Origin of the sequence: Aeromonas sp. 30P, assembly GCF_051919805.1 — a bacterium.
Lineage (GTDB): Bacteria > Pseudomonadota > Gammaproteobacteria > Enterobacterales > Aeromonadaceae > Aeromonas > Aeromonas veronii.
In genome coordinates this window covers 3,803,042-3,824,792 of record NZ_JBQBEA010000001.1, presented here as the reverse complement: position 1 = coordinate 3,824,792, position 21,751 = coordinate 3,803,042, and the positions used below count along the sequence as shown (strand labels likewise).

Sequence of the window (21,751 nt, the reverse complement as noted above, 5' to 3'; positions counted from 1 at the left end):
CGATCTTACTTGATCGGCTGAGTATCCGTCTTGGGCTGTGCGGCGCGGTAAGCGTCCATGATCGGGGCCCAGTCCATGCCCATGGGAACGGGGTACTGTTGATAGACTTTGCTGTACTTCGCATCAAAGTCTGCCCAAGCATTTTTATACTGACTGGAGAGCGGGAAGCGCTTGTCAAAGGGATCATCCGTTACCTCTTTGGCTATTCCCCTAGCCAACAGAATATCGGGCGTAGCTCTGACACTGGTTAAAAAGGCCTCGACATAACCACCTGTCGCCATGCCTAAGCCAATATTATCCCGCCTCTCTTCACGCCACTCATTCCTCACCTTGATGCGATAAGGTTGTGCAATCATGCTTTCCAGCTCTGCTGGCAACGCCAAGCTAATCCGATAGCGCTTCTTGTCGTGAAATGAAACCCACTCAACTTCAACTCGATCGGGAGCAGGGTGAATATCACGGCGGCCTTTGCCAATGCGCCAACGATAGTCCTTGGACTTAAGTGCTTTTGGCCCGACAAATCCGGCTGCGCCACTGGATGATGCATCCACCAGTTTTCCTTCGCGATAAAACAATGCCTCAGTTACCCATATCAGGTCTGCATTAGAACCGACCATATGACGCCAGTCTAAATTTCTGGAAGATGCATGTGTGGATTGGCTAGCTACTGCTAGTGGCAATAACAGCAGAAGCAGTAATATTCTTCGCATTAATAACCACCCTTTTTGTTACCGGTACTCTGGCGCACTTCTTTGCCTCCAACAGTGTTGGGAGTATTGACCAACCCAGTGTCTGCGCTGTAGTGCAAATATCCTAACCGCAGTTGTTGATACACCTCTGAAGGCAAAGCTCGGGCCAGGTTGACGATATCCTTACGGCGTTTTGCCGCATCCACCCATTGTTTATCGAGAGCAGTAAGATCGACAGTAGGGTTCGAAATGGCACTGTTGAGCATTAAGTCTCGACGACTGGGGTCCCACTTAATAAAGGGAACACCGGCATCCCGTGCAGCTTCTACCATCATGTGCAGCGGTATACGCGAATACTCCCCCTCTACCACACGATGTAACACCACATCCACAGTCATTTTTTGCTCTGACGCATCTTTACCCACAGAGGGAAGACGACGAGGGCGCACATTCAAATACCCGGACACAGTCGGACTACTGTGCGTTTGGAGCAACTTGATCCCCTTGGCCCACCCCTGTTCTGAACGCATTCGAGCATAGACTGTGGCATCACGGTATGCCTTCGAACCGGTGATCTCGCTACGAACCCACTCATCGGAACGGAAGGTGGCGATCACGGTATTTTCGGTGATCACGGGTGAGGCATAGTTAGGATCTCGCAGGCTCCAGCGACTGTAATAGCCACCTCCGACATCAGAGTGAGCACCGGGAATGATGACTTCGGTAAAGTTGTCTGCAATATCGGTTCCTGCAGCATCGTCAGTGATACGGGTCAGGTCGAAGTGAAAACGCCACTCATCAGCAGCAACGATATGCACCACTCGTTCAGCACAATCAGGATCCAGCACCACGCTGCGTTTGCCCCACAGATAGGAGCTGACTACTGTATCAAACAACCCAACAAACTGAATGCGCACATCATCACGACTCGACCAGTCAAAGCCCGCCTTCAGGCGGATTTCGGGAGCGTTCGCAATGGCCTCAACCAAAGGATGGTCACCCTTCTTGTCAATACGGTTAACAAACTGGCGAGCAGCAGAAGCACCTCGGCTAAAGCCGAATACATCGAACTCAACTTTATGGATACACTCGATGGTTGGCAGTATTCGCTCAAGTTGTTCTTTTATCTCTGCAACAATCTGAGCACGACACGCTTGTTCGACCCGAGCGGCACTGGAGGTGTCGCCTTTGTCTGCTGCAAGGCCAGCTTTCGTGTCATCCTGCCCTTGGGTGGTACCTATACCTTCAACATAAACCGCCACCGTCAACTCAGTTTCTGTTGGCGGCAGGTATAAGCGATGAGCCTTACCAATATTGGTGACGTCGTTCTTCTCGCTATTATTGAGCTCGCTGGGCAGCGCATCATTAAAACATTGCTCCAGCAAGGTTTCCTGCTCCGCTGGGGAGCAGGAGGCCAATGCAGCCTCCAGGGCTGGCTGCCCTTCTTGGTGCTTGAAGGTGTTGTTAGCTGTGCCGTCAAAAAACACGCCGATACGCAAGGTAGTGAGCTGATATCCCTTCACCTCAATCACGTAGGAGTGCTTGGTGATAAAGCGCGGTGGCTGGGCTTGCCCAGCTTTGTGCCCTTCTGGTAGCGGCTGCTCAGGGTCAGTGAGGCAAAGGTCGCCGGACGTCACCTTGATGTGTTCGCGCTTCACGTCGCAGTGCCCCCAAAACTTGTCTGTGTAGGCGGGGACCTGGCTGGTTTCGCCCTCTTTCAGGGCTTCACGGGATTGAGCGGCTTTGAGCCAAGGCAGGGTCTCGAGCTTGACCGTCACCGGCCCCACCGCAAAGCCTTGCACCAGAGTCGGGCCGTCTTTCAGGGTCACGGTTTGGGTTTTACCGGTTTCATCGGTCAAGGTGGCTTTTTGCCCCTTGAACGAGCGGTTCTGTTCGTCGCGAACGTCTATCTCAATCCAGCAGTTGTATTGTTCACAGGGGATGCAGTAGGGAGAAATCGCCATTAGCTGGCTCCTATCAATTCAGGGTGTTTGTTCAGCCAGTTATTCACCTGAGCCATTTCGTCGTCGGTCAGCATCAACGGCGCTCTGATGGCATCCAGCGCCATGTTTGCCTGCAGCGTGAGAGCGCCAGCTACCACGCCATCAAGGACATCGCTTGCCAGCCCTGCTTGATTAACCTGCTTGAGGACGGTGGTAATGGCGGCTTCCGGATTGGGATGACGCGCCATCATATCTTCCATCCGTTGCCAGAGGTGGCGGGAGAGGATGTAGGCGTGACGGCTTTCCTCATACAGCGGCGTCAGGTGGTGAGGCTGAATGCGAAACCAGGGGGCTTGGCGGGGAGTAAATTCGGTAGCCGGCGTGCGCTGCCAGACACTGTCGTTGGCCCACAGGCTTGAGCAGGGCCCCAGGACATCATCGAGTTCCTGCTGGCTCATGGTGGCCAACATCTTGGGAAAGACCCGATTATCGGCATAGCGAAGCCACATCACTTCCCCTTCGAAGGCCACTTCTATCAGGCTTTGCCAGTGCTGCTGGACGATGTCGATAGCGGCATCGCTTGTGACGTATACGCCGCCCAGTTGTGGGTGAGCCGCGATAAACTCGGGGGTGGGGTTGGGCAATAGCCAGGGGCCTTGTTCGGCTTGGTCCGCAAACGCCGTACCAGCAAACAAGGGGATAGCATTGCTACCGCTCTGGTTGCAGTAGTCCGCCACCGCAGTGGTATCGAGCGCGGCATCGACGATGGCAAACAGTTGGCCGGGGTGTCGGCTACGCCACTCTTGAAAAGTCATGCCTTACCTCCTTGGGCAAAGGGGCAGGGCTTCACCAACGGGGCCATGGACTCCATGCTTTTTTGAATGGCGCTCGCCGGGATAGTGGCTGGTGGTGCGGGTGGCACCTTGACTGCCCCCGGCAAGCCGGGCATTTGACCCGCCCAACCGGAGCCCGAGCCGGGACTACCGCCAGAGTTCATCTTGATAGTGGGACCGACCAGAGTGACGCCGCTCGGGTCAACCTTCACAAAGCTACCGCCCACTTTGAGGGTCAGCTCGGAGCCCGCTTCCAGCACAATCTTGTTACCGGCCTTGATGTGGACCTCTTGGCCTGCCTCAACCAGCAGCGACTGGCCCAGCTTCTGGTGGAGCGAGGCATCGACTGTGAGGGAGTAGTCCGCCTTGATGTGGTCCCGCTTCTCGCCTTCTACCGTCAGGTGGTCATTAGCCTTGATACGGGCCACCCGCTCGTTGTCGATATCACGGTGCTCGTCATGCTTAATGTGCCAGGGGCATCGTTCTCTATCAGCACGTTCAGGTCTTTCTGACCGTGGATGTAAATCTCTTCCTGGCCCGCCTGGTCTTCGAAACGCAGCTCGTTGAAGCCTTCCCCCTGATGGGTTTCGGTGCGCAGCACGGTGCGGGTCTTGTTGGCAGGTAGCTCATACGGCGGCCGGTTGGTGGCGTGGTAGGTGCGACCGGTCACGATGGGCTGGTCGGGGTCTCCTTCCAAAAAGCTCACGATGACCTCGTGGCCGATGCGCGGAATGGCCATCATACCGTACTGGCCACCGGCCCAGCCTTGCGATACTCGCACCCAGCAGGAGCTCTGGTCGTTGGAGCTACCATATCTGTCCCACGGGAATTGCAGCTTCACCCGGCCATGCTCGTCGCAGTAAATCTCCTCGCCCTCGGGGCCGACTACAATGGCGATTTGCGGGCCATCCACCATCGGCTTGTGGGATGCCTCGGGGCTGCCGATGCGGGCGCGCCAGGTGGTACTCGCCTTCACTACGCCAAATTCGTTGTGGTAGACAGTCGGGCCGCTGCCCCCCTCTTCCTCCAGCGCCTGCGGTTGTTCACCGGTGTGGTGGATATGAACGATTTGCCAGTCGGTGTTGAGGCTGCCGTTGGGGTGTTCGGTCAGCGAGAAGCTCTGGCCGGGCAGCAGCGCCGCGCTGTTGGATTTGCCACTGCCGCTGACTGCGTCATTGCGCAGGGCATCGAGCCGATGCTGGGCAAAGGCCTTGCCACTCGGGTCCTCTTTGTAGCGACCCGGATAGTCAAAATGCTGGTAGGTGTCGCGCTGGTGCTCAAGCTCTGCGCCCTGCTTGTTGTGGGAGAGGCCATAGGCCGGGGTTTTGAAGCTGTAGTCCTTGAGCTCCACCTCTGAGGTGCGCACCGCTTCGCGGTAGTGGAACTGGCGCACGTAAGGCCCCTGTTCCAGTGAGCGGTTGCCGAGGTTGAAAAAGAGCTCGGGGCCTTGGGTCAGGGCTGCGGCATCGTCGGCAAAGACGATGCGGTGTTTGCCCTGCTCGAATTCATGGAAGTAGAACAGCCCCTCTTCGGCGGCAAGGCGGTTCACGAAATCGAGGTCGGTCTCGCGGTACTGGACGCAATATTCGCGCTGGGCATGCTCATTCTTGAGCGCAAAGGCGTAGTCGGTAATGCCGTGCTCTTGCAGCAAAATAGAGAGGATTTCATCAGGCTTTTGCGCCTGAAAGATGCGGGAGTTTTGGCGCAATCCCAGTCGCCACAGGGCCGGTTTGACCTCTAGGCTGTAACGGGTACGGCGAAAGCCGCTGTCCCCTTGGGCAAACTCACTCACCACCCCGCAGACCCGGCGCTGTAGTTCGCCGTGGTGCCACACCAGCAGCTCACAGGGCTGGTCCAGCACGGCGCCAAAGTCGATGTCCGGTTGCTGGCTGGCGACCTCAAGGTGGAGGTTAAAGGGACGGTTCAAGCCTTCATCGAGCTTGAAGCTCGCGACCGCAAAGGTACTGTCAGCCAGTGCGCCAACCTTGACGGTGAATTGTAATCCTGTGCTTTGTGCCATGACCTTGTTCCTTATCCTGCCTGTCCACTGCCCGAACCAATCACCACGCCACCACAATCCACCGCTGCGCCTGTAACAGCGATGGGCTTGCCGTTCACCAGCACCGAGCCGACACCACCGGCAATGCTGCGTGGATGCGGCGGGTTGTTGGGCTTATCGTGGGGTGCAAGCGGGTCACCCTGACGGGCCACTGGCTTACCATCGAGAAAGACATCAGGACTGGCGCTCATCACCGGGGTCGGCGGAAAGCCATCGTGGTCGGTGCCGATGTCACCGAGCAGTGCAATGGAGGGACACATAATTCAAACCTCTTGTGTGCTTTGCCATCACTCCGCTCTCGCCATACAAGACATCGGTGTCATCACAGGGGGATGGCAAAACATAAAAGCTCCGGCAGCCAACGGCTGGCCGGAGAAAGCACGGGCTGATAGGCCGGTTGCACACCGGCCAGACAGTACAAGATTTACTACAAGGAATTCCAAAATAAGAAAGGGAGGCTTAGGCCTCGATAGGCGCACGCCAGTCGTCAGCACCAGAGGTACCGGCAACAGTGTGTTCCCAGTCAATCTTGCGGTAAGCCAGAGAGACCTGGATCAGCTGGGTGAAGTCAGACTTCGCCGGATCCTGGCAGTGGGGCATCTGGCAGTCGATGTCAACGATGGTGGCATCTGTCAGCACGGTAGAGAAGAAGTGCTCCTGCTTACCTTCAACAGAGGTGCGGTACCACTTCAGGGTCACTTTCGGCAGCATTTCACCGGAAGCCAGGGAGTTGTACATCAGCGGTACGGCTTTGTTCAAGGCAACGGTGAACTTGAACGGCTTGTGGACACGCTGACCAGCAGGCTGACCAGATTGCGGGTCAGTCGGGACAGTCACAACGTGTTGGAACTCTTGTACCAGCATCTCGTCTTCGTGACCTTGTACGAAGATGTTGCCGACGGAATCAGAGGTGAAGGCGCCAGCGGTGATGTTGCCCTGAGTTTTACCTTCAATGCTGATATAACATGGAGTTGGCATGTGTATGCTCCTAAATAGATTGGTTAAATGAGATAGCACTCGACCAGACTATTAGCAGCGACCATGCCAATCTTCCCACATTGTTATTTATCAATAACTTAACCAAATAGCACGGCTACAGCAGCCCAACACTGAGCAATATTCCGCTCAAATTTATTGCATGCACTATAAAGTATTGCTGAGCTAGTATATTTCACTGCAACTCGCGCAATATGTTGCGCCATTCAGCATCATTCACTAGTACGACTGATATTTCCTACTTCTTTAGCACCAATATACAGCTTACCACTCCCTGTTTGAGGGCCCAGGAGCAGGAATTGGCTAGCTTACACACTGAACACCACTCCGCCTTCTCATCTGGCCGCTTAACCACCCAAGTTCTTCTGTAATTCTTGCAACGCCGCAGATGTATCGATCATGGGGTTTGGTGCATCAACCCCTTGACCTTCATTCTCAACAACATCAGATGCTGGCAGTTCAGCAGAAGTAGGCTGTTGATGAGATTGAGGCACCTCAGATGTGGCTGTACTGACACCATTCTCATTCACGTTATCCAAGAAAGCTGATGTATGTGGCGCATCTTGTATTTCATTATTTGAATGTCTGTTCTTATTTTTCCAAGGTGGCATTCTTAAACTATTATTTTGACGTCTCTTCTCATTAGGGAATGAACTATTTCGATTGGGGCTGCGGCATACTTTTAAATACTCCGCCTCAATAATATCTGTAATGAGCTTTTTTTTAGTAAGCTCTTTATTTGTTTTGCGCTTTTCAAAATACAATTGCTCGAAATGCACCCTCACTGAGGGGGCGACATTAAAAATTAGTTGTTTCACTTCTTCAGTCGATTTTCTAGCCTTACACCGCTTAGTGCTGTTGGCTGAGCTTATTTTTTGCAAAAGTGCATCTATCTGTTGATATGTCATGGAGAAAGAATTCAATACCGATTTTAAGTAAATGACCTTTTCCTTCTTGTCTTTTGCTGATGTCAACAATGTTGAAAACCACCAACATGACTTAATGGATGAAAACACAAACTTAGATAAATATTCAATTGTGTGCTCGTCAGAGTAAACCAGACTTTCTAGTTTATGCAATAAACGCTCATCAAACGTGGTTAATGACACTTGTTCTGCGCCATATATTATTGCCGCTATAGCTTTTTTACGTAAATGTCTAGCGGACTCGTCGTTCATTGCAGACAAAATTATCGAATCAACTAACACTTGAAGCATCGCTCCTACGAGTCGATTATCTTTCGACAATAGCAGTGCGCCTCCATGTAATGAAAAAAACATCTCTGCGATACTATTGCTTGGTAAAAGCATGCTGTTTTTATCGCGTTCAGACATCTTCATTAGATTGATGAAGATCACTGATAATGTATCAATCGAAGGAATATGTTCAAATGCACCTTTAACGGGATAGCTTTCCTTTTCAAGAGTGCAATAAAATAATGATAGCACTGCGTCTATAAACCCCTCCACCTCATTTTGAGATAAAGAATGTGCGTATATGTTACCTAAAGGTACTAACTCATTCCCAAGGGATTGCAACCTGTGCTCAATAAAAAAATCAAACCGTTCTAAATCAACGTTCACTGACTCCAGTGTTAATGCATCATGTTTTTTATTTACTGAAGCAAGCCGCCACAAAGGATTGCTTATAACAAATCTATAATGACAAATGTTTTCAAAGGTAACTTTTTCCTCCGAAGGATAGATGGGCCTCTCCCGCTTATAAATGAGATATCTATAAATGAGGTCGTACACCCCTTTATCATTTTTCCATAAGAGCTTAGACATTATATTTTTATAGATCCTATCGCTCTTGTATTTGTCAGCCCCACCTCGTTTACGGCTAGATGGAAAAACAAAACAATGATAAATAAAATCTACGCATCTATTTTCTCTATTCACCTGAATCTCCATAGAGTTAATTTAAAATGAACTCAACAATGCGTCACCAAGGTGACATTTTTGACTCTAAGCCAAGGTAACACAGCACATTGTTCAGGAAAATCCCTAATGATTTGACTGACCCTAAATCATCCCATCTGGGTTGACACTCTCTCAATTAGTCTTCCCTAACGAATTGCCCATCATACGACACTCTCGACTCTCCCTTCATTTCTGCGCAGAGCCTCTAAAGCCTGTTTTTTTCAACCTCACTTTCCTTCTGGTGAACGAAACCTATACCACCAGGAGCACACCATGAACTCTTCCCCCAAAGTACTGCGCATCAGAGACGTTATCCAAAAGACCGGACTTGCCCGCTCAACTATCTATGACCGTATCAGCGATAAATCACCTCGCTATGACTCGCGCTTCCCTAAACCATTCAAGATTGGGCTGTCTGCTATTGGTTGGTTTGAACATGAAATTGATGCTTGGTTACACGCACAAGCATCAACAAGAGCATTTTAATTTAAGCCATAAATGCTCCATAAGTTTATCGACATATACCTGGGGTTATTAATGTAAAAATGCATTCTCTTCTATATATGCCACTACTTAGAATTATCGAGCATTCGATAAGTAAAGCTGAATTCTATTTAAGGGGCTTATGTTATTCAATTAATATCATTCACATTCAACTATCCATTCCCACTTAGTTTAATCAATATCGTTCAATTAACTAAACATCAGCTATCCAATCAATACTCTTCATTGAGGGACTACTCATGTCTACAGATATCCTAGACTTCATCAACCACATTGAGTCTAACTATCCATCATTCAGCATCCATGCTTTCCAAAAAGCAATGGATGCAGTAACTAAACACTACTATCAATACCAAGAGGCTAAAGCAGCTCATCCATCTGTCGAACTGTTTCTGCAATCCTTCTATCAATACCGAGACCTGAATGTATTTGACGAATGTTTGTCTGCTGAAGCACGCAGTGAACTTTTGACTGAGCTAGAATACGTTCTAGAGGATTTCATGAGTGACCTGATGTCACCGCATCATCAGAAGCGGCTACGCAATCTGAGGCGTTCTGAGAAGCGTAATAGCGCAAGTATAAAATCGTATGTAGATGAACTATTTGCCAAGCATGCAAAACTACTAGTTGTACGAGTAGATTTCCATTTTAGAGACTCAGTGACTATCGAAGAAGCTCAAGAGGAACGAGAGTGGTATTTACGTTCGATTAAACGAAAGTACAAATCACTGGTCGGTTATGTGTGGAAATTAGAATGCGGCAAGTATCGTGAATATCACTATCACATCGCCTTTTTCTTCAATGGCAATATTGTGCAGAACGATATCCGGATAGGTCGTTTATTAGGGGAGGCTTGGAAAACTGGTAGTTATCGCAATTGCAATGCTGACAAGCAAAAGTATGAGGAATGGGGTACGTGCGGTATTGGAGAGGTGCATTGGGATGATTCGAACAAACGGCGGAGGCTATTAGATCATGCCCTGAACTATTTGTTCAAAATGGATGAAAGGTTACTGGCTACGATGTTTGAACGCTCCCGTAGCGTGGGCAAGATGGAGGTGCCGAGCAGGAGAAGGAAGGGTGGACGACCGAGGGTTCTCAGGGCCTATCTGAAGTAGTATCTTATTGGCTCCCCTTTCCGGAGCCCAAAACGACCGTAGAGCAGCTCTACGTAACTGTTGTAAAGGCGATACTAGGCATGGGCGTGAGTCACAGGGCAGGTCATAGACCTGCCCCTGGCTCCGATTAGGTGGTCGACTTGAAGAGATAGGTGCACAGCTATATGGGGATGCAATGTATCCACTACAAATGCACTTCTTGCCTAGAGAGCGGCTGATAATGAAGAACTACTGAGAACTTGATAGCTCTAATTTGCGACATGCAATTCAGCTACCTTGGCATCAGTCCATTCAGTAACGATTAAGGAACAAAATGAGTAAGGCTAAGGATTTCTCAAAGCTGTACGCTCGGGTTGCCAGTGATCTCGCCATGGCTCTGGATGATGTATCCAGTCTGGATGTAAGCAATGACAAGGGAAGTGCACATCTTGCCAACGTCAAAGGGAAGCTGAGCGAGATGAAAGCTCGCTTCGACGGCGAGATCTCGTACCTTGAAGAACATGCTGAATGGGATAAATTCACCATTGCATTTTTCGGTGAAACCAATGCAGGGAAAAGTACCATTATTGAAAGCCTACGTATCCTTTTTGAAGAAAAAAAACGTCAGGCTCTGATCAAGAAGAACCAGGCAACCGCCAACGACATTGAAGCTGTGTTCTCGGAAAAAAGCGATGAGCTAATAGACGAGCTCAGCACTCGTTACATCAGTTTCTGCGAGGATATTGCCTCTCTGGGAGATGATATTGGAGCCTTGGTCAATCAGACTCAACGTGACTTACAAAGCACCCGCCAGCAGTTGGAGCATACCCAACAGGAATACAACGATTGCAAAGGGCGGTTGAGCCATGTCTTAAGTGAATTGGACTCTACTCGCCAGTCACTTAATCTCAATGAAACTCGTTTGGAAGAAAACCAGAGGCTACTCAGTCAATCGCAGAGAGAACTGGAGTTGGTCGGATTGCAGTTAGCAGAACGGAGCTTGCAACTAGAGGAATGCCAGCATGAGGCTAAGGCAACCCGCATCTCGCTTGATCATCGCGCAAAGATGAGATTGGTATTTGGGCTGGTAGCTGGGGCCGCCATCGGTACCGTTGCAGGTGCTTTGGGCTACGCCCAGTGGCTCTCAGGTCATAGCTTTTAAACCCAGCACTTTCCCTTTTAGTAAAACCCGGACATCCCATGCGCGAACAACATTCCTTGAGCGATCTGGTCAGCCGCAGGCTGCCAACTCTACTGAAGCTACAGAAAGAACTGGAGCACGTGCAACGTTGTGCAGGACAAGTCGATGGTGAAATTGTTGGTACCGGTCAGGCGGACTTCACCCAAGACAATGTACTGTACGAATTCAACCATCAGGGTAAGAGCTTTCAACTAATCGACGTTCCCGGAATCGAGGGGAACGAGTCCAAATATGAAGCGATGGTCAAAACCGCCATAGCCAAGGCCCATTTGGTATTTTATGTAAACGGCACCAACAAAAAACCAGAGGCTGATACCGCAAGGAAGATCAAGCAGTATCTCAACCGTGATGCAAAAATTTACGCCATCTGCAACCTGCGCGGGAAAGCCGACTCCTATGAATTTGCCCAAGACCGTCAGTCACTTGAGCAAACCCACAAAGACGCAGTCGCTACTCGCGAGCAAACTCGGGAAGTATTGGAAGAAATTCTCGGCACCGAATTGGTTAGTGGTTGCCAAAGCCTACAAGGCCTACTGGGTTTTACAAGTGTGGCGTTCGATGAACGTGGCCTGACGAGTATTCATGCAAGCAGGACTGACCTACTGAAGTCACAAAGAGCTTATAGACAGGACTTTGTCAGCCTCCAAGCCATGCGCAACTTCAGTCAGTTGGACCAGTTACACCAAGTAATCAGCAAAGGTTGCGCTAATTTCGAAGTCGACATTGTTGAAAGCAACAAGCGCAAAGTTCTTCGCTTACTTCAAGACACAGTGCATGACCTGAAGAAGCAACGGGATGAACACCAAGAGTTTTCCTGCAAAATTGATATGGAAATTCTGGAGTGTCAAAAATCTATTCGTCTCAGTTTTGAAGAACTAACAACTAATTTTCGAAAACAGCGCAATAATGCCCTTGTTTCCTTTTTCAATGAGTTGACAAGTGCCGCACGAATGGCAGTAGAAGAACATTTCAGCGATAAAGACGATGTTGAGCAGGCAATCCAGAATCACGTCATAACCGGTCAGGAACAACTGACCAAAAGATTGGAAAATAGCCAAGAAGAGCTACTTGAACAGCTGTCTAAAGCTATTGAGCAGGCACTCAAACGTCTGCAAGAAAATGCTGAGCGAGTTAGTTTTCAACAACGCTTGAGTGCTGCTGCAAACAGCTCATTCTCGCTTTCCAGTGCGATGGATGCGATCAGCTTCAATTTTTCCGATGTCGGTGGCCTGCTATTGAACATTGGTAGTTATGCCATGAGCGGCTTCGCAATTGGTTCCTTAATTCCAGGGGTAGGCAACATTGTCGGTGCAGTCATCGGCGGTATCTTCGGGTTAGTTGCCACCGGATTGAGATACTTCTTTGGTGGACGTAGCAAGAAGATTGCTGAGGCGCAAGCCAAGGTTAGCGAGGCCATCAAAAAAGAGCGCATGATTTGCGAGAAGACATTTGAACAAGACACCCAGTCTATGTTGGGAAAAATCAAGGAGCAGATTGACAGCACTACCTTATGCCAATTAGATAGTGAACGTAACAAACTACTAGAAGTTGGTAAGCTATTCGATGACAAGATCGCCTCTATTCAGGCAATAAAAAATCAAGTGGAAGCCAAACCCTATGGAACAATTTAAGCATTTCAACGCGAGTAAAAATGAAGTTATCCAGTCCCTCGACCATCTCCAGAACCTTGTTGGTGAGCTTGAAAAACTAGGGCTCGACGTAAGTCAGGACATAGATAAGATCAAAAAGGCTATTAGTGATGTCCAAAGCGATGCTTTACGCATCGCTCTACTAGGCGCATTCTCCGATGGCAAGACGAGCGTTGTTGCCGGCTGGCTGGGCCAGGTCATGAAAGACATGAAAATCGACACCAATGAGTCTTCAGATGCTCTAGCCATTTACCGTCCTGATAACCTCCAGGAACGTTGTGAAATCGTTGATACGCCAGGTCTTTTTGGTGACAAGGAAAAAACCGCAGAGAATGGGGCACTAGTTCAGTACGGTGATATAACCAAAAATTATATCTCCGAGGCACACCTGATTTTCTATGTGGTAGATGCAACCAACCCGCTAAAGGAAAGCCATCAAGATATTGTCCGCTGGGTGTTAAGAGACCTCAATAAGCTGAGTTCAACTATCTTCGTCATCAACAAGATGGATGAAGTGGCAGACCTGCGTGACACCGAAGAATTTCAGCAGCAAAGTGCCATCAAGAAGAATAACTTGCTGGATAAACTACAACGCTTTGTTGGCCTAACGTCAGTGGAGCGTGACAAGATTAACGTGGTCTGTGTTGCGTCCAATCCCAACAGCAGAGGGTTGGAATTTTGGCTTGAGCAAAAGGACCTCTACGATCAACGCTCTCGCATCAACGAACTCAAGCATATAACTCACAAGGTACTCGATAGCTGCGGTCATGAAGCCCTGATCAAGAAAACTGGTGTCGATGTCGTACGTGATGTCCTAGGCAAGAAGATCTCGACGGCTAAGGATGAATTGATCAAGCTTGAGCTGCTGGCCGCAAACCAGCGTCGCGATTCTGCACGAATCCAAGAAGACATTGACGAGGGCAGGCGCAAAGTTCTTGCCACAGTAGGTGGCCTGTACGAAGAACTTAGCAATCTAGAAAAAGACCTTCTCAACAGCATTCGTACTTTGCCCCGAGATCAAGTTCGCGCTTTCCTTGAAGCGGAGATCGGTTTTACTGACAAGGAAATCGGTGAAAAATTACGTTTTCGTATCGACCATTTATTTAGCACGGCATTCAACCAGTCCTCGACCATCATGAATGGCATCAGTGCTAGCATTGAGCATCAATTGGATTCATCATCAGATTTTGCCGACACTATCACCGCTTCAGCCTTATCAGCTTCAAGCAGAGCATTAAGTGCGGTATCAAAAATTCCCGTTGAAAGCATCAAGAGCGGCGTGTTTCTAGCTCGTGAAACTCTGAAAAACCTTACTGGCTACGTCTATAAATTCAAACCCTGGGAAGCTACCAAACTGGCTGCAAATATCAGTAAATGGGCTGGTCCGATCGGGGCTGGTATCCAAGTACTAACCGATGTCGTCAGTGTTGCTCAGCAACAACGTGCAGAAGCAGAGCTCAAACAGTTGCAGAATGATCTCGCAGAAGTAGTCAAGCTCCACTTTGCTGAGCCAATGAAACTCCTGAAAGATCAAGAAAAAGTGATGGATATTTTTGCTCCGCAGATCAAAGAATTTGAAAAAATTTTGGTCGACCAAAAGGAAAGTTTACAGAGCCTGCGTAGCCGTCAAGTACAACTGGAGGAACTTGAAGCACAATTAAGACAAGCCTTTGGTTCGCAAACGGTGATCGAGGGAGAGTTTCAGGCTGTTTGATTATGTAGGCCTAGCCCGTTGGCTAGGCCTAACCAAGTGTCCGGATTTAGTTGACCACTACAGTGGTTATTCGGAGGGGTTGTGACATCGAATTATGAAGCTATTTGTAAAGAAAACAGAGAGAGCTATGGTACCAAAGGAGCTCAAAAATCTGGCAAGCTAGCCGCCGAATTATATGACGACCGTACGCACTTCATCTTTGAATTACTGCAGAATGCCGAGGATGCTCTTGGTCGGCGTGATGAGTGGCATGGAAATCGTAAAGTTTCATTCAACCTAACTCCAACCAACCTGAGACTTTCTCACTTCGGCAAGCCATTTGACGAGGCTGACGTTCGTAGCGTTTGTGATATCGCAGAAAGCACCAAGAATGAGGCCTCTATCGGCCGCTTTGGTCTAGGCTTCAAATCTGTCTACACGGTCACGGATTTTCCGGAAATTCACTCTGGTGATGAAGATTTTTTCATTGAGGACTATGTCTTCCCCAAGCAATTAGAGAGATCTAACCGAGCTGCGGATGAAACGCAGATCATTTTGCCTCTTAGAGCTGGCGATGTAAGGGTAATACAAGAGATCACTGCTGGATTCCGCCGCTTAAACCCAAGTGCACTACTCTTTCTCCGCCACATTGACGAAATAAGCTGGAACATAGAAGGTGGCGCTTCCGGATTTTATCTGCGCAATAGCCCTGAGTTGTTAGGACCAAATGTTCAGCGGATCAGGGTGATCGGCCAAGAGGATGGGTCCCCAGAGGTTGAGCAACACTGGCTAGTTTTCCACCGGGATGTATTTTCTGCCAAGCGGCAGAAGACCGGACGAGTGGAAATTGCTTTCTCGCTAATTGCGATAAAGGAGTCACCTGGTCGCTGGATGGTACAACCCCTGGCAAAGTCACCGCTAGTGGTATTCTTCCCGACCGTTGTTGAGAGTCATTTAGGTTTTCTTGTTCAAGGGCCTTACCGTACCACGCCAAGCCGCGACAACATTCCGCCTGGTGAACCATGGAATCAGCATCTGGTTAAAGAAACATCCAGTCTTCTGGTTGAAGCCATGATCTGGATGCGGGACAAAGCAATGTTGAATACCTCAGCACTACGTTGCCTACCACTTGATCGCGGAAAATTCCCGAAGGATTCGCGGTTCGCTCCGATGTTTGATTCTGTCCGGCAGGCATTTCAGGAACAAGAACTGCTTCCAGCCTTCGAAAGCAGGTATGTTACAGCCTATCAGACTAAGCTAGCGCGTACACAAGAGATGCGTAAGCTTTTCAGTCCTACACAGGTTGCCGCACTGTTCAGTACAGAGTTTACCGCTTGGCTATCTGACGATATAACTCAAGACAAAGCTCCAGAGATTCGCCAGTACCTGATGCGAGAACTCGATATAGACGAGATCACACCAGTCAAGCTCATTCAGAGCCTTACCAAATCGTTCCTTGAAACTCAATCTGATGAGTGGATGTTACGACTTTACGAATTCCTGAGCCGCCAAGAGAAAGCACTGCATCGCCACTTGGATAATGTTCCACTTATCCGTCTCGATAATGGCGAACATGTCGTCGTTCGGGAAAACGGAAAAGCCAAGGCATTCCTACCAAGTGCCATTGCTACCAGTTTCCCGACAATAGACTATGCAGTGTGTGCGACACCTGAGGCTCGTGCCTTCCTAATTTCGCTTGGCATCACCGAACCAGACCCTGTGGATGATGTCATATGGAACATCTTACCAAAGTATCAGCGAGCTCCCGTCGATATAGATGACAAAGCCTATGCTGCCGATATTGAACGCATACTTGCAGCATTCAAAACCGATTCAACAATGCAGAAGGAAAAACTCGCACAGTCTTGAGTGATACCCACTTTGTTATGGTGGTTGACACTGATGATAGCAAAACCTACCTCGCTAAGCCTAGAGAGACCTACATCGCTACCGAGCGTCTTCAGCAGCTATTTGCAGATGTGCCAGGCATTTTGATCGTCGATGATGAATACGACTGCCTCCACGGTGAGGACATCCGTAACCTTCTAGTGTCATGTGGTGCAAGTCGCTACCTCATACCGCAAAAAGTGCCTTCTGTGCTTGAGCCTTCAGAGAAGGCTCATATTCGCAAAGAAGCAGGCCTTGAGCGTGCAAGTTGGGAAAACACACCAGAAGATTTCACTCTTCGTGGATTGGATTCGTTACTGGAGTTATTGCCGACACTGAAACCCGAGGAAGTAATCACCAGAGTGAAGGTTTTGTGGGAAGCTTTGGTTGATCTGGAGGTACGTAGCAATTCTTCCTTCTTCGGCATCTATAAGTGGGGCTACTTTCATGAAACAAAGGCAGCTAAATTCGATGCTCTTTTTATTAAGATGCTCAATCAAATCGCTTGGATACCAAGCACAGATGGCAGGCTTGTACCACCGGGATCAGTGATGTTTGATACTCTCGGTTGGAAACCCAACCAATTCCTTGAGAGCAAGATCGCATTTAAGCCCCCGATTATCGATCAGCTTGCCAAAGCAGCTGGCATTGATCCGGCTATTCTCGACCTGATACGAAGCAACCCGGCTATCGTTGCAGAATTGGCATCTAGATTAAGTGCGGCTCCAAGGCCAGAGCAACCGTCCCATCCAGAGCCAGAAGTCGACGAGCCGTCCAGTGACAATATGGGCGATAGCGAGAAAGATCCTCACAACGGTGACGCTTTGGGCACGAATGCAGGAAGTAGTGGAAATGGTTACTACGGCACAGGGGGTCAACATGGTAGCGGACCTAGTGGTTACACTACGTCTACAGGCAGTGCCAACAACCTTGGTCAGGGAAAGAGGACTCCTGGGTACTCTGGGGGGCGACCATTCATTTCCTACATAGGTACACACCCCAACGAAGATGACAAAGACCCAAATGATCCAGATCAGATAAAGAGAATGCAGATCGAGAAACATGCAATCGACCTTATCATGGACCTTGAACCAGGTCTTTCGCGCACACCTGAAGGTAACCCTGGTTTTGACCTCTTCGAGGCTGACATCAGTGGTCACACAGTACGATGGATTGAAGTTAAGTCAATGACCGGTGCTCTAGAAGATCGTCCCGTTGGACTATCACACACACAATTTAATCATGCTCGAGAGAAGGGTGATGCATATTGGTTATATGTAGTTGAATATACTAATGATCCAGATAAGGCTAGGTTGCTAAAGATCCAAAACCCTGTTGCACATGCCAAAACATTTACCTTCGATCATGGCTGGCGTGAAATAGCACAATCAATTTCATTCCCACAAGATAGCCCACATCAACGCCGACCCGCGACAGCGTAGAGCTCCAGGCTCAAACGAACCAAATCTCAGACATATGTTATCTCCATGAACCTACCTCAGGGACTGCTTCGGCAGTCCCTTTTCATTGGAGATCTCTATGGCTCATTTGATTGATTCCATGGCCTACACTGGCCAAACCCCCTGGCATGGCCTCGGCAATGTCTTACCCCCACAACAGTCCCTGGATGTCTGGCTACAAGCTGCCGGGATGGACTGGACCATCGAACAAAGCGATGTGCTGTATCAGGGCTCGCCTGACCTGCACACCTACCCCGACAGCAAAGTGCTCTACCGCTCCGATACTCTGGCACCACTGTCGGTGGTCTCACAACGCTACAACGTGGTACAGCCCCATGAGGTGCTGCACTTCTATCAAGATTTGGTGGAAGCGGGCGGTTTCGAGCTGGAGACCGCAGGCTCACTGAAAGGTGGTCGCAAACTCTGGGCCTTGGCCAAGACAGGCCAGGATCTGATGCTCAAAGGCGGTGATCTGGTGAAGTCCTATCTGCTGCTGGCGACCAGCTGTGATGGGACGCTCTGTACCACGGCGCAATTCACCTCGGTGCGGGTAGTCTGCAACAACACCCTTCAGGTAGCAGTAGGTAACCAGTCCGCCGCCATCAAGGTGCCCCACTCAACCCAGTTTGACGCTGTAGCAGTGAAACAGGCGCTGGGGCTGGGGGTAAGCCAGTGGGACCATTTCGGTCTGCATGCTAAAGCGCTCAGCCAACGTCCAGTGGCACCTCAAGAGGCACTGCGCTTTTTCAGTGACCTGCTGGCTCAGCCTTTAGATGAAGAGAGCATTGTGCTCACTCGAGCTGTGCAGCGTTTGCATGAGCTCTATCAAGGGGCAGGAATGGGGGCTGAGTTGGCCAGTTCGCACAACACTGCATGGGGATTGGTCAATGCAGTGACCGAGTATGTCGATCACCATCGCCGTACCCGCAGCCAGGATCATCGGCTGGATTCAGCCTGGTTTGGTCAAGGCGCTCAACTCAAATCCCGTGCCCTGGCACAAGCCACCACCTTGCTGCAGTAGGAGAGAGCATCATGTCCGCATTGAACTATGGCGACCACCTTATCTCCCCGCGTATCGGTTATGAGCACCACGGGATCTACGTGGGTAACAATATGGTGATCCACTACCAGGGCCCCTTCTCGGGACACGATGCTTGCCAGATTGTCCGCTCCAGGCTCAGCCAGTTTTCCCAGGGAAATGACGTCCGGGTCCAGCAGCACCCCCATCGTTACTTCAGCCGGGAAGAGGCGGTCAATCGTGCCCGCCGTCGTTTGGGGGAACGCAGCTACAACCTGCTGTTCAACAACTGTGAGCACTTTGTGCAGTGGTGTATTGAAGACCGGCATCACTCACCGCAGGTCACCCGTGCAGCCCAAACGGTAATCGCTTCTCAGGTGGTGAAAACCTCGGTCGGCAAGCTCGCCTCCACGGCAGGAGCCGGGCTGACTGGCGCCTATGTCAGTAGCACCGCAGCGACGTCCACGGCGGCCTCCCTGGTTGCGCTTGGGAGCGCGCCTGCCTGGGCACCTGTAGCCGTGGGAGTGGTCGCGGCTTACGGTGTTCACAAACTGTGGGATTGGTTAACGGACTAACCGGCCAATCAGCGTCGTCATCATCTCCATCACCAGTTGCCGGTCATCATTACTCAGCGCTGCCAACTGCTGGCTGAGGATGATGGCCTGCTCCTGAGGACGGGGGCTGGTTTCACGCAGCAAGTCCACCAGCTCACAGTCAAATATGTGAGCCAGTTCAGCCAATCGCACAATGGTGGGGACCACGACCCCGCGCTCCATTCGCGATACCGCTTCTATCCCTATCTCTAACCGTTCAGCCACCGCCTCCTGGGTCAATCCACGCAGTTGGCGTTGGTGAGCAATCGCTTTACCCACCAGCTTGGCTAACACCTTTTGATTGATCTTTGTCATACGTCCTCCAAACCAACGGAAAGGTTGATAGCTAGAGCCATTGACATGAAGGACTCAAAAAGATGAGGATCGCCTTTTATGGTCGTATTCGGTTGGGTGTGGACGTTTTAAGTTGGATTGCTCGAAACAAATAACAAGGAAACAAATATGAAAAAGTCACTGTTACTGCTTGCCATGCTGGCAGCTATTCAGGCCCATGCTGCACCTGCCCAAGAGGGAGTGTGGCAAGTCAGCAAGGGCAAACCCTTTCCGGGATACAACTACCGGGTAGAGGACAACTCAGGGAAGGAGGAGGTTAGCCTGACCCTCACCTGTGACCCCAGCGCGACCGCCGAGCTCATTGCTACGGTGGGTTATACCCAGTATGGCCACTATGGCGACAAGGCATTCGGGTTGATTATTGATGGCAAGCGATACGATGGTATTCGTCGTCTCGGTGAGGATTTCCCAGCCTTTTGGGAAGCGCTTCGTGCAGCCAAGCAGTTGGCGATTTTTACTGAAGATGAGGAAGAGCAAGGCATCGTCCCAGTGCCCACCACGGGACTCGCTGCTGCGTTGCCTGCCGTCGGTTCATCGGGCTATTTCTGCCGAGCCAAAGAGAAACCCGAGTCAGAGAAGCCGCAACCAGCCAAAGGTATCTGGCGCAGCTCTGGGGATGCTAGCAAGGGATACAGCTATTCCGTACAGGCCGAGACCGGATACAAAGCCCTCTCGATCACCTGTGCCCCTGGTAAACCGGTTGAAATGAGTCTTGCGCTGGGACTCGATAATTTCGGCACCAACCCACTGCGTAACAACTTCGACTTGATGGTCGATGGCAAGCAGTTCGATGCCAGAGCATCGCTGGAGAACGACTTCAATACTCTCTGGGACGCACTGCGCAATGCCAAGCAACTGGCCATCTACCGACGTGATGGCCAGCATGTGCCACTGCCCACCGAGGGGATAGCCAGCACCTTACCAGCGCTTGGTTCTTCAGGTTTTCCTTGTCTGACCGCAGCGCAGCATAACGCGGCGGTGCTCGATGATGATCTCGCCAACATCGAGCCGCTGAAGGATGGGGATGTACACCTTCGTAAGCGCATCAACCCCTACTACCGCAAAACAACCTGGAACAAGTACCTGCTCGATATCACCAGCCGCAGTAACCGGATGGTGATCACCGACCTCAAGATCAACCGGGGCAGTTGCACGATCGATCCGAAAGCCAAGCTGCCATTTCGGATGGGCTTTGGCGGCAAAGTAACGCTCTCTCTGCTGCCGGAGGACTGCAACCCCCTTGAGGTCACGGTGACCACACTCGGTGGCGAGCAGACGCTGTCGTTTGACCAATAACCCAACCCTGGGAGGCAACAGCCTCCCTGTTATTTTTAAAAGGTAACCACAATGAACCGAGTTATCGCGCTGCTGGTGGCGCTTGCCACCAGTGGTGTCGGGGCAGAGGGAAATGGCTGGTCTCGCAGTTGGGGGCCGGGTACGCAGGCCAATTACACCGTCACCTTCGCAGGCATCACGCTGCTTACCATCATCTGCCGGGATGATGCGCCGCTCACCATGTTGGCGACGATGAACGGTCGTGATTATGGCAGCGACAGCAAACGTCAGTTTGCCTTGCTGGTGGACGGACAACACTATGATGCCCCTTACCGACAAGGAGACTTCACCACGTTCTGGGAGGCACTTCGCAACGCAACCTCAGTGGCGCTATTGCTGCCGTCAAATCCGCCCATCGATTTGCCCACCAGCCACCTTGCAGAGGTACTGCCAGCCATTGGCTCGCCAGATAACAACTGTATTGCGCCTGGGTCATCACCGGACTTTGGCACACCGTGACGCCGAGTCGCACCAACCATTGCAACCACACCCAGAGGGAGGCTAACGCCTCCCTCGCT

18 protein-coding genes and 1 pseudogene are annotated in these 21,751 nt (G+C 50.4%); 11 read left to right on the top strand and 8 right to left on the bottom strand.

The window, feature by feature from the left end:
* Positions 1–5 precede the first annotated feature (5 nt).
* The 7 genes and pseudogenes from ACTG2B_RS17805 to ACTG2B_RS17775 form a co-directional block, all read right to left on the bottom strand.
* Positions 6–710 (bottom strand): DUF2931 family protein, encoded by a 705-nt coding sequence (locus ACTG2B_RS17805; protein ID WP_439996539.1) that lies wholly within the window; start codon positions 708–710, stop codon positions 6–8.
* Positions 710–2,653 carry a phospholipase effector Tle1 domain-containing protein gene (locus ACTG2B_RS17800; RefSeq protein WP_439996538.1) on the bottom strand — a complete coding sequence of 648 codons (1,944 nt, stop codon included), beginning with the start codon at positions 2,651–2,653 and terminating at the stop codon, positions 710–712. The genes ACTG2B_RS17805 and ACTG2B_RS17800 overlap by 1 nt, the downstream gene beginning before the upstream one ends.
* Positions 2,653–3,447 carry a DUF4123 domain-containing protein gene (locus ACTG2B_RS17795; protein WP_439996537.1) on the bottom strand — a complete coding sequence of 265 codons (795 nt, stop codon included), beginning with the start codon at positions 3,445–3,447 and terminating at the stop codon, positions 2,653–2,655. The genes ACTG2B_RS17800 and ACTG2B_RS17795 overlap by 1 nt, the downstream gene beginning before the upstream one ends.
* Positions 3,444–5,485: pseudogene (locus ACTG2B_RS17790) on the bottom strand (type VI secretion system Vgr family protein). The gene ACTG2B_RS17795 and the pseudogene ACTG2B_RS17790 overlap by 4 nt, the downstream one beginning before the upstream one ends.
* An 11-nt stretch (positions 5,486–5,496) precedes the next feature.
* The gene (locus tag ACTG2B_RS17785) at positions 5,497–5,784 is read right to left on the bottom strand and encodes a type VI secretion system PAAR protein (RefSeq protein WP_439996536.1); all 288 of its coding nucleotides are present in this window, start codon (positions 5,782–5,784) and stop codon (positions 5,497–5,499) included.
* A 199-nt stretch (positions 5,785–5,983) separates the two neighbouring features.
* A complete protein-coding gene (hcp1, locus tag ACTG2B_RS17780; RefSeq protein ID WP_010634822.1) occupies positions 5,984–6,502 on the bottom strand; it encodes a type VI secretion system effector Hcp1 in 519 nt (172 codons plus the stop codon).
* A gap of 365 nt (positions 6,503–6,867) precedes the next feature.
* A complete protein-coding gene (locus ACTG2B_RS17775) occupies positions 6,868–8,421 on the bottom strand; it encodes a hypothetical protein (RefSeq protein ID WP_408843032.1) in 1,554 nt (517 codons plus the stop codon).
* Positions 8,422–8,715: 294 nt separating this feature from the next.
* Between ACTG2B_RS17775 and ACTG2B_RS17770 the strand changes: the two genes are divergently transcribed.
* From ACTG2B_RS17770 to ACTG2B_RS17730, 9 genes are all read left to right on the top strand, one after another.
* On the top strand, positions 8,716–8,928 hold the full coding sequence (locus tag ACTG2B_RS17770) for a helix-turn-helix transcriptional regulator (RefSeq protein ID WP_139749891.1): 213 nt from the start codon (positions 8,716–8,718) through the stop codon (positions 8,926–8,928).
* Between the two features lie 257 nt (positions 8,929–9,185).
* Positions 9,186–10,064: a YagK/YfjJ domain-containing protein gene (locus tag ACTG2B_RS17765; protein WP_439996535.1), complete on the top strand. Its 879-nt coding sequence runs from the start codon at positions 9,186–9,188 to the stop codon at positions 10,062–10,064.
* A 313-nt stretch (positions 10,065–10,377) separates the two neighbouring features.
* Positions 10,378–11,205, top strand: a complete 828-nt coding sequence (locus tag ACTG2B_RS17760) for a GTPase (protein WP_047234915.1) — start codon at positions 10,378–10,380, stop codon at positions 11,203–11,205.
* Between the two features lie 38 nt (positions 11,206–11,243).
* The gene (locus tag ACTG2B_RS17755; protein WP_439996534.1) at positions 11,244–12,875 is read left to right on the top strand and encodes a GTPase; all 1,632 of its coding nucleotides are present in this window, start codon (positions 11,244–11,246) and stop codon (positions 12,873–12,875) included.
* Positions 12,862–14,607, top strand: coding sequence for a LeoA/HP0731 family dynamin-like GTPase (locus tag ACTG2B_RS17750; RefSeq protein WP_139749888.1), 1,746 nt, complete (start codon positions 12,862–12,864; stop codon positions 14,605–14,607). Before ACTG2B_RS17755 ends, ACTG2B_RS17750 begins: the two co-directional genes overlap by 14 nt.
* Before the next feature lie 81 nt (positions 14,608–14,688).
* Positions 14,689–16,455, top strand: coding sequence for a sacsin N-terminal ATP-binding-like domain-containing protein (locus ACTG2B_RS17745; RefSeq protein ID WP_439996533.1), 1,767 nt, complete (start codon positions 14,689–14,691; stop codon positions 16,453–16,455).
* Entirely contained in the window at positions 16,452–17,915 is a 1,464-nt protein-coding gene (locus ACTG2B_RS17740) for a DUF3883 domain-containing protein (RefSeq protein WP_439996532.1), read from the top strand. Before ACTG2B_RS17745 ends, ACTG2B_RS17740 begins: the two co-directional genes overlap by 4 nt.
* A 97-nt stretch (positions 17,916–18,012) precedes the next feature.
* A complete protein-coding gene (locus ACTG2B_RS17735; protein ID WP_439996531.1) occupies positions 18,013–18,954 on the top strand; it encodes a DUF932 domain-containing protein in 942 nt (313 codons plus the stop codon).
* Positions 18,955–18,965: 11 nt separating this feature from the next.
* Complete coding sequence (locus ACTG2B_RS17730) at positions 18,966–19,526, top strand: lecithin retinol acyltransferase family protein (RefSeq protein ID WP_439996530.1); 561 nt, start codon at positions 18,966–18,968, stop codon at positions 19,524–19,526.
* On the opposite strand, the gene ACTG2B_RS17725 is transcribed toward ACTG2B_RS17730, so the two are convergent.
* Positions 19,515–19,859 (bottom strand): helix-turn-helix domain-containing protein, encoded by a 345-nt coding sequence (locus ACTG2B_RS17725; protein WP_075115759.1) that lies wholly within the window; start codon positions 19,857–19,859, stop codon positions 19,515–19,517. The two genes, ACTG2B_RS17730 and ACTG2B_RS17725, sit on opposite strands and share 12 nt — an antisense overlap.
* A 147-nt stretch (positions 19,860–20,006) precedes the next feature.
* On the opposite strand from ACTG2B_RS17725, the gene ACTG2B_RS17720 reads away from it, so the two are divergent.
* Together ACTG2B_RS17720 and ACTG2B_RS17715 are read left to right on the top strand one after the other, a co-directional pair.
* Positions 20,007–21,194 (top strand): hypothetical protein, encoded by a 1,188-nt coding sequence (locus ACTG2B_RS17720; RefSeq protein ID WP_439996529.1) that lies wholly within the window; start codon positions 20,007–20,009, stop codon positions 21,192–21,194.
* Between the two features lie 51 nt (positions 21,195–21,245).
* Complete coding sequence (locus tag ACTG2B_RS17715) at positions 21,246–21,692, top strand: hypothetical protein (protein WP_439996528.1); 447 nt, start codon at positions 21,246–21,248, stop codon at positions 21,690–21,692.
* Positions 21,693–21,751 lie beyond the last annotated feature (59 nt).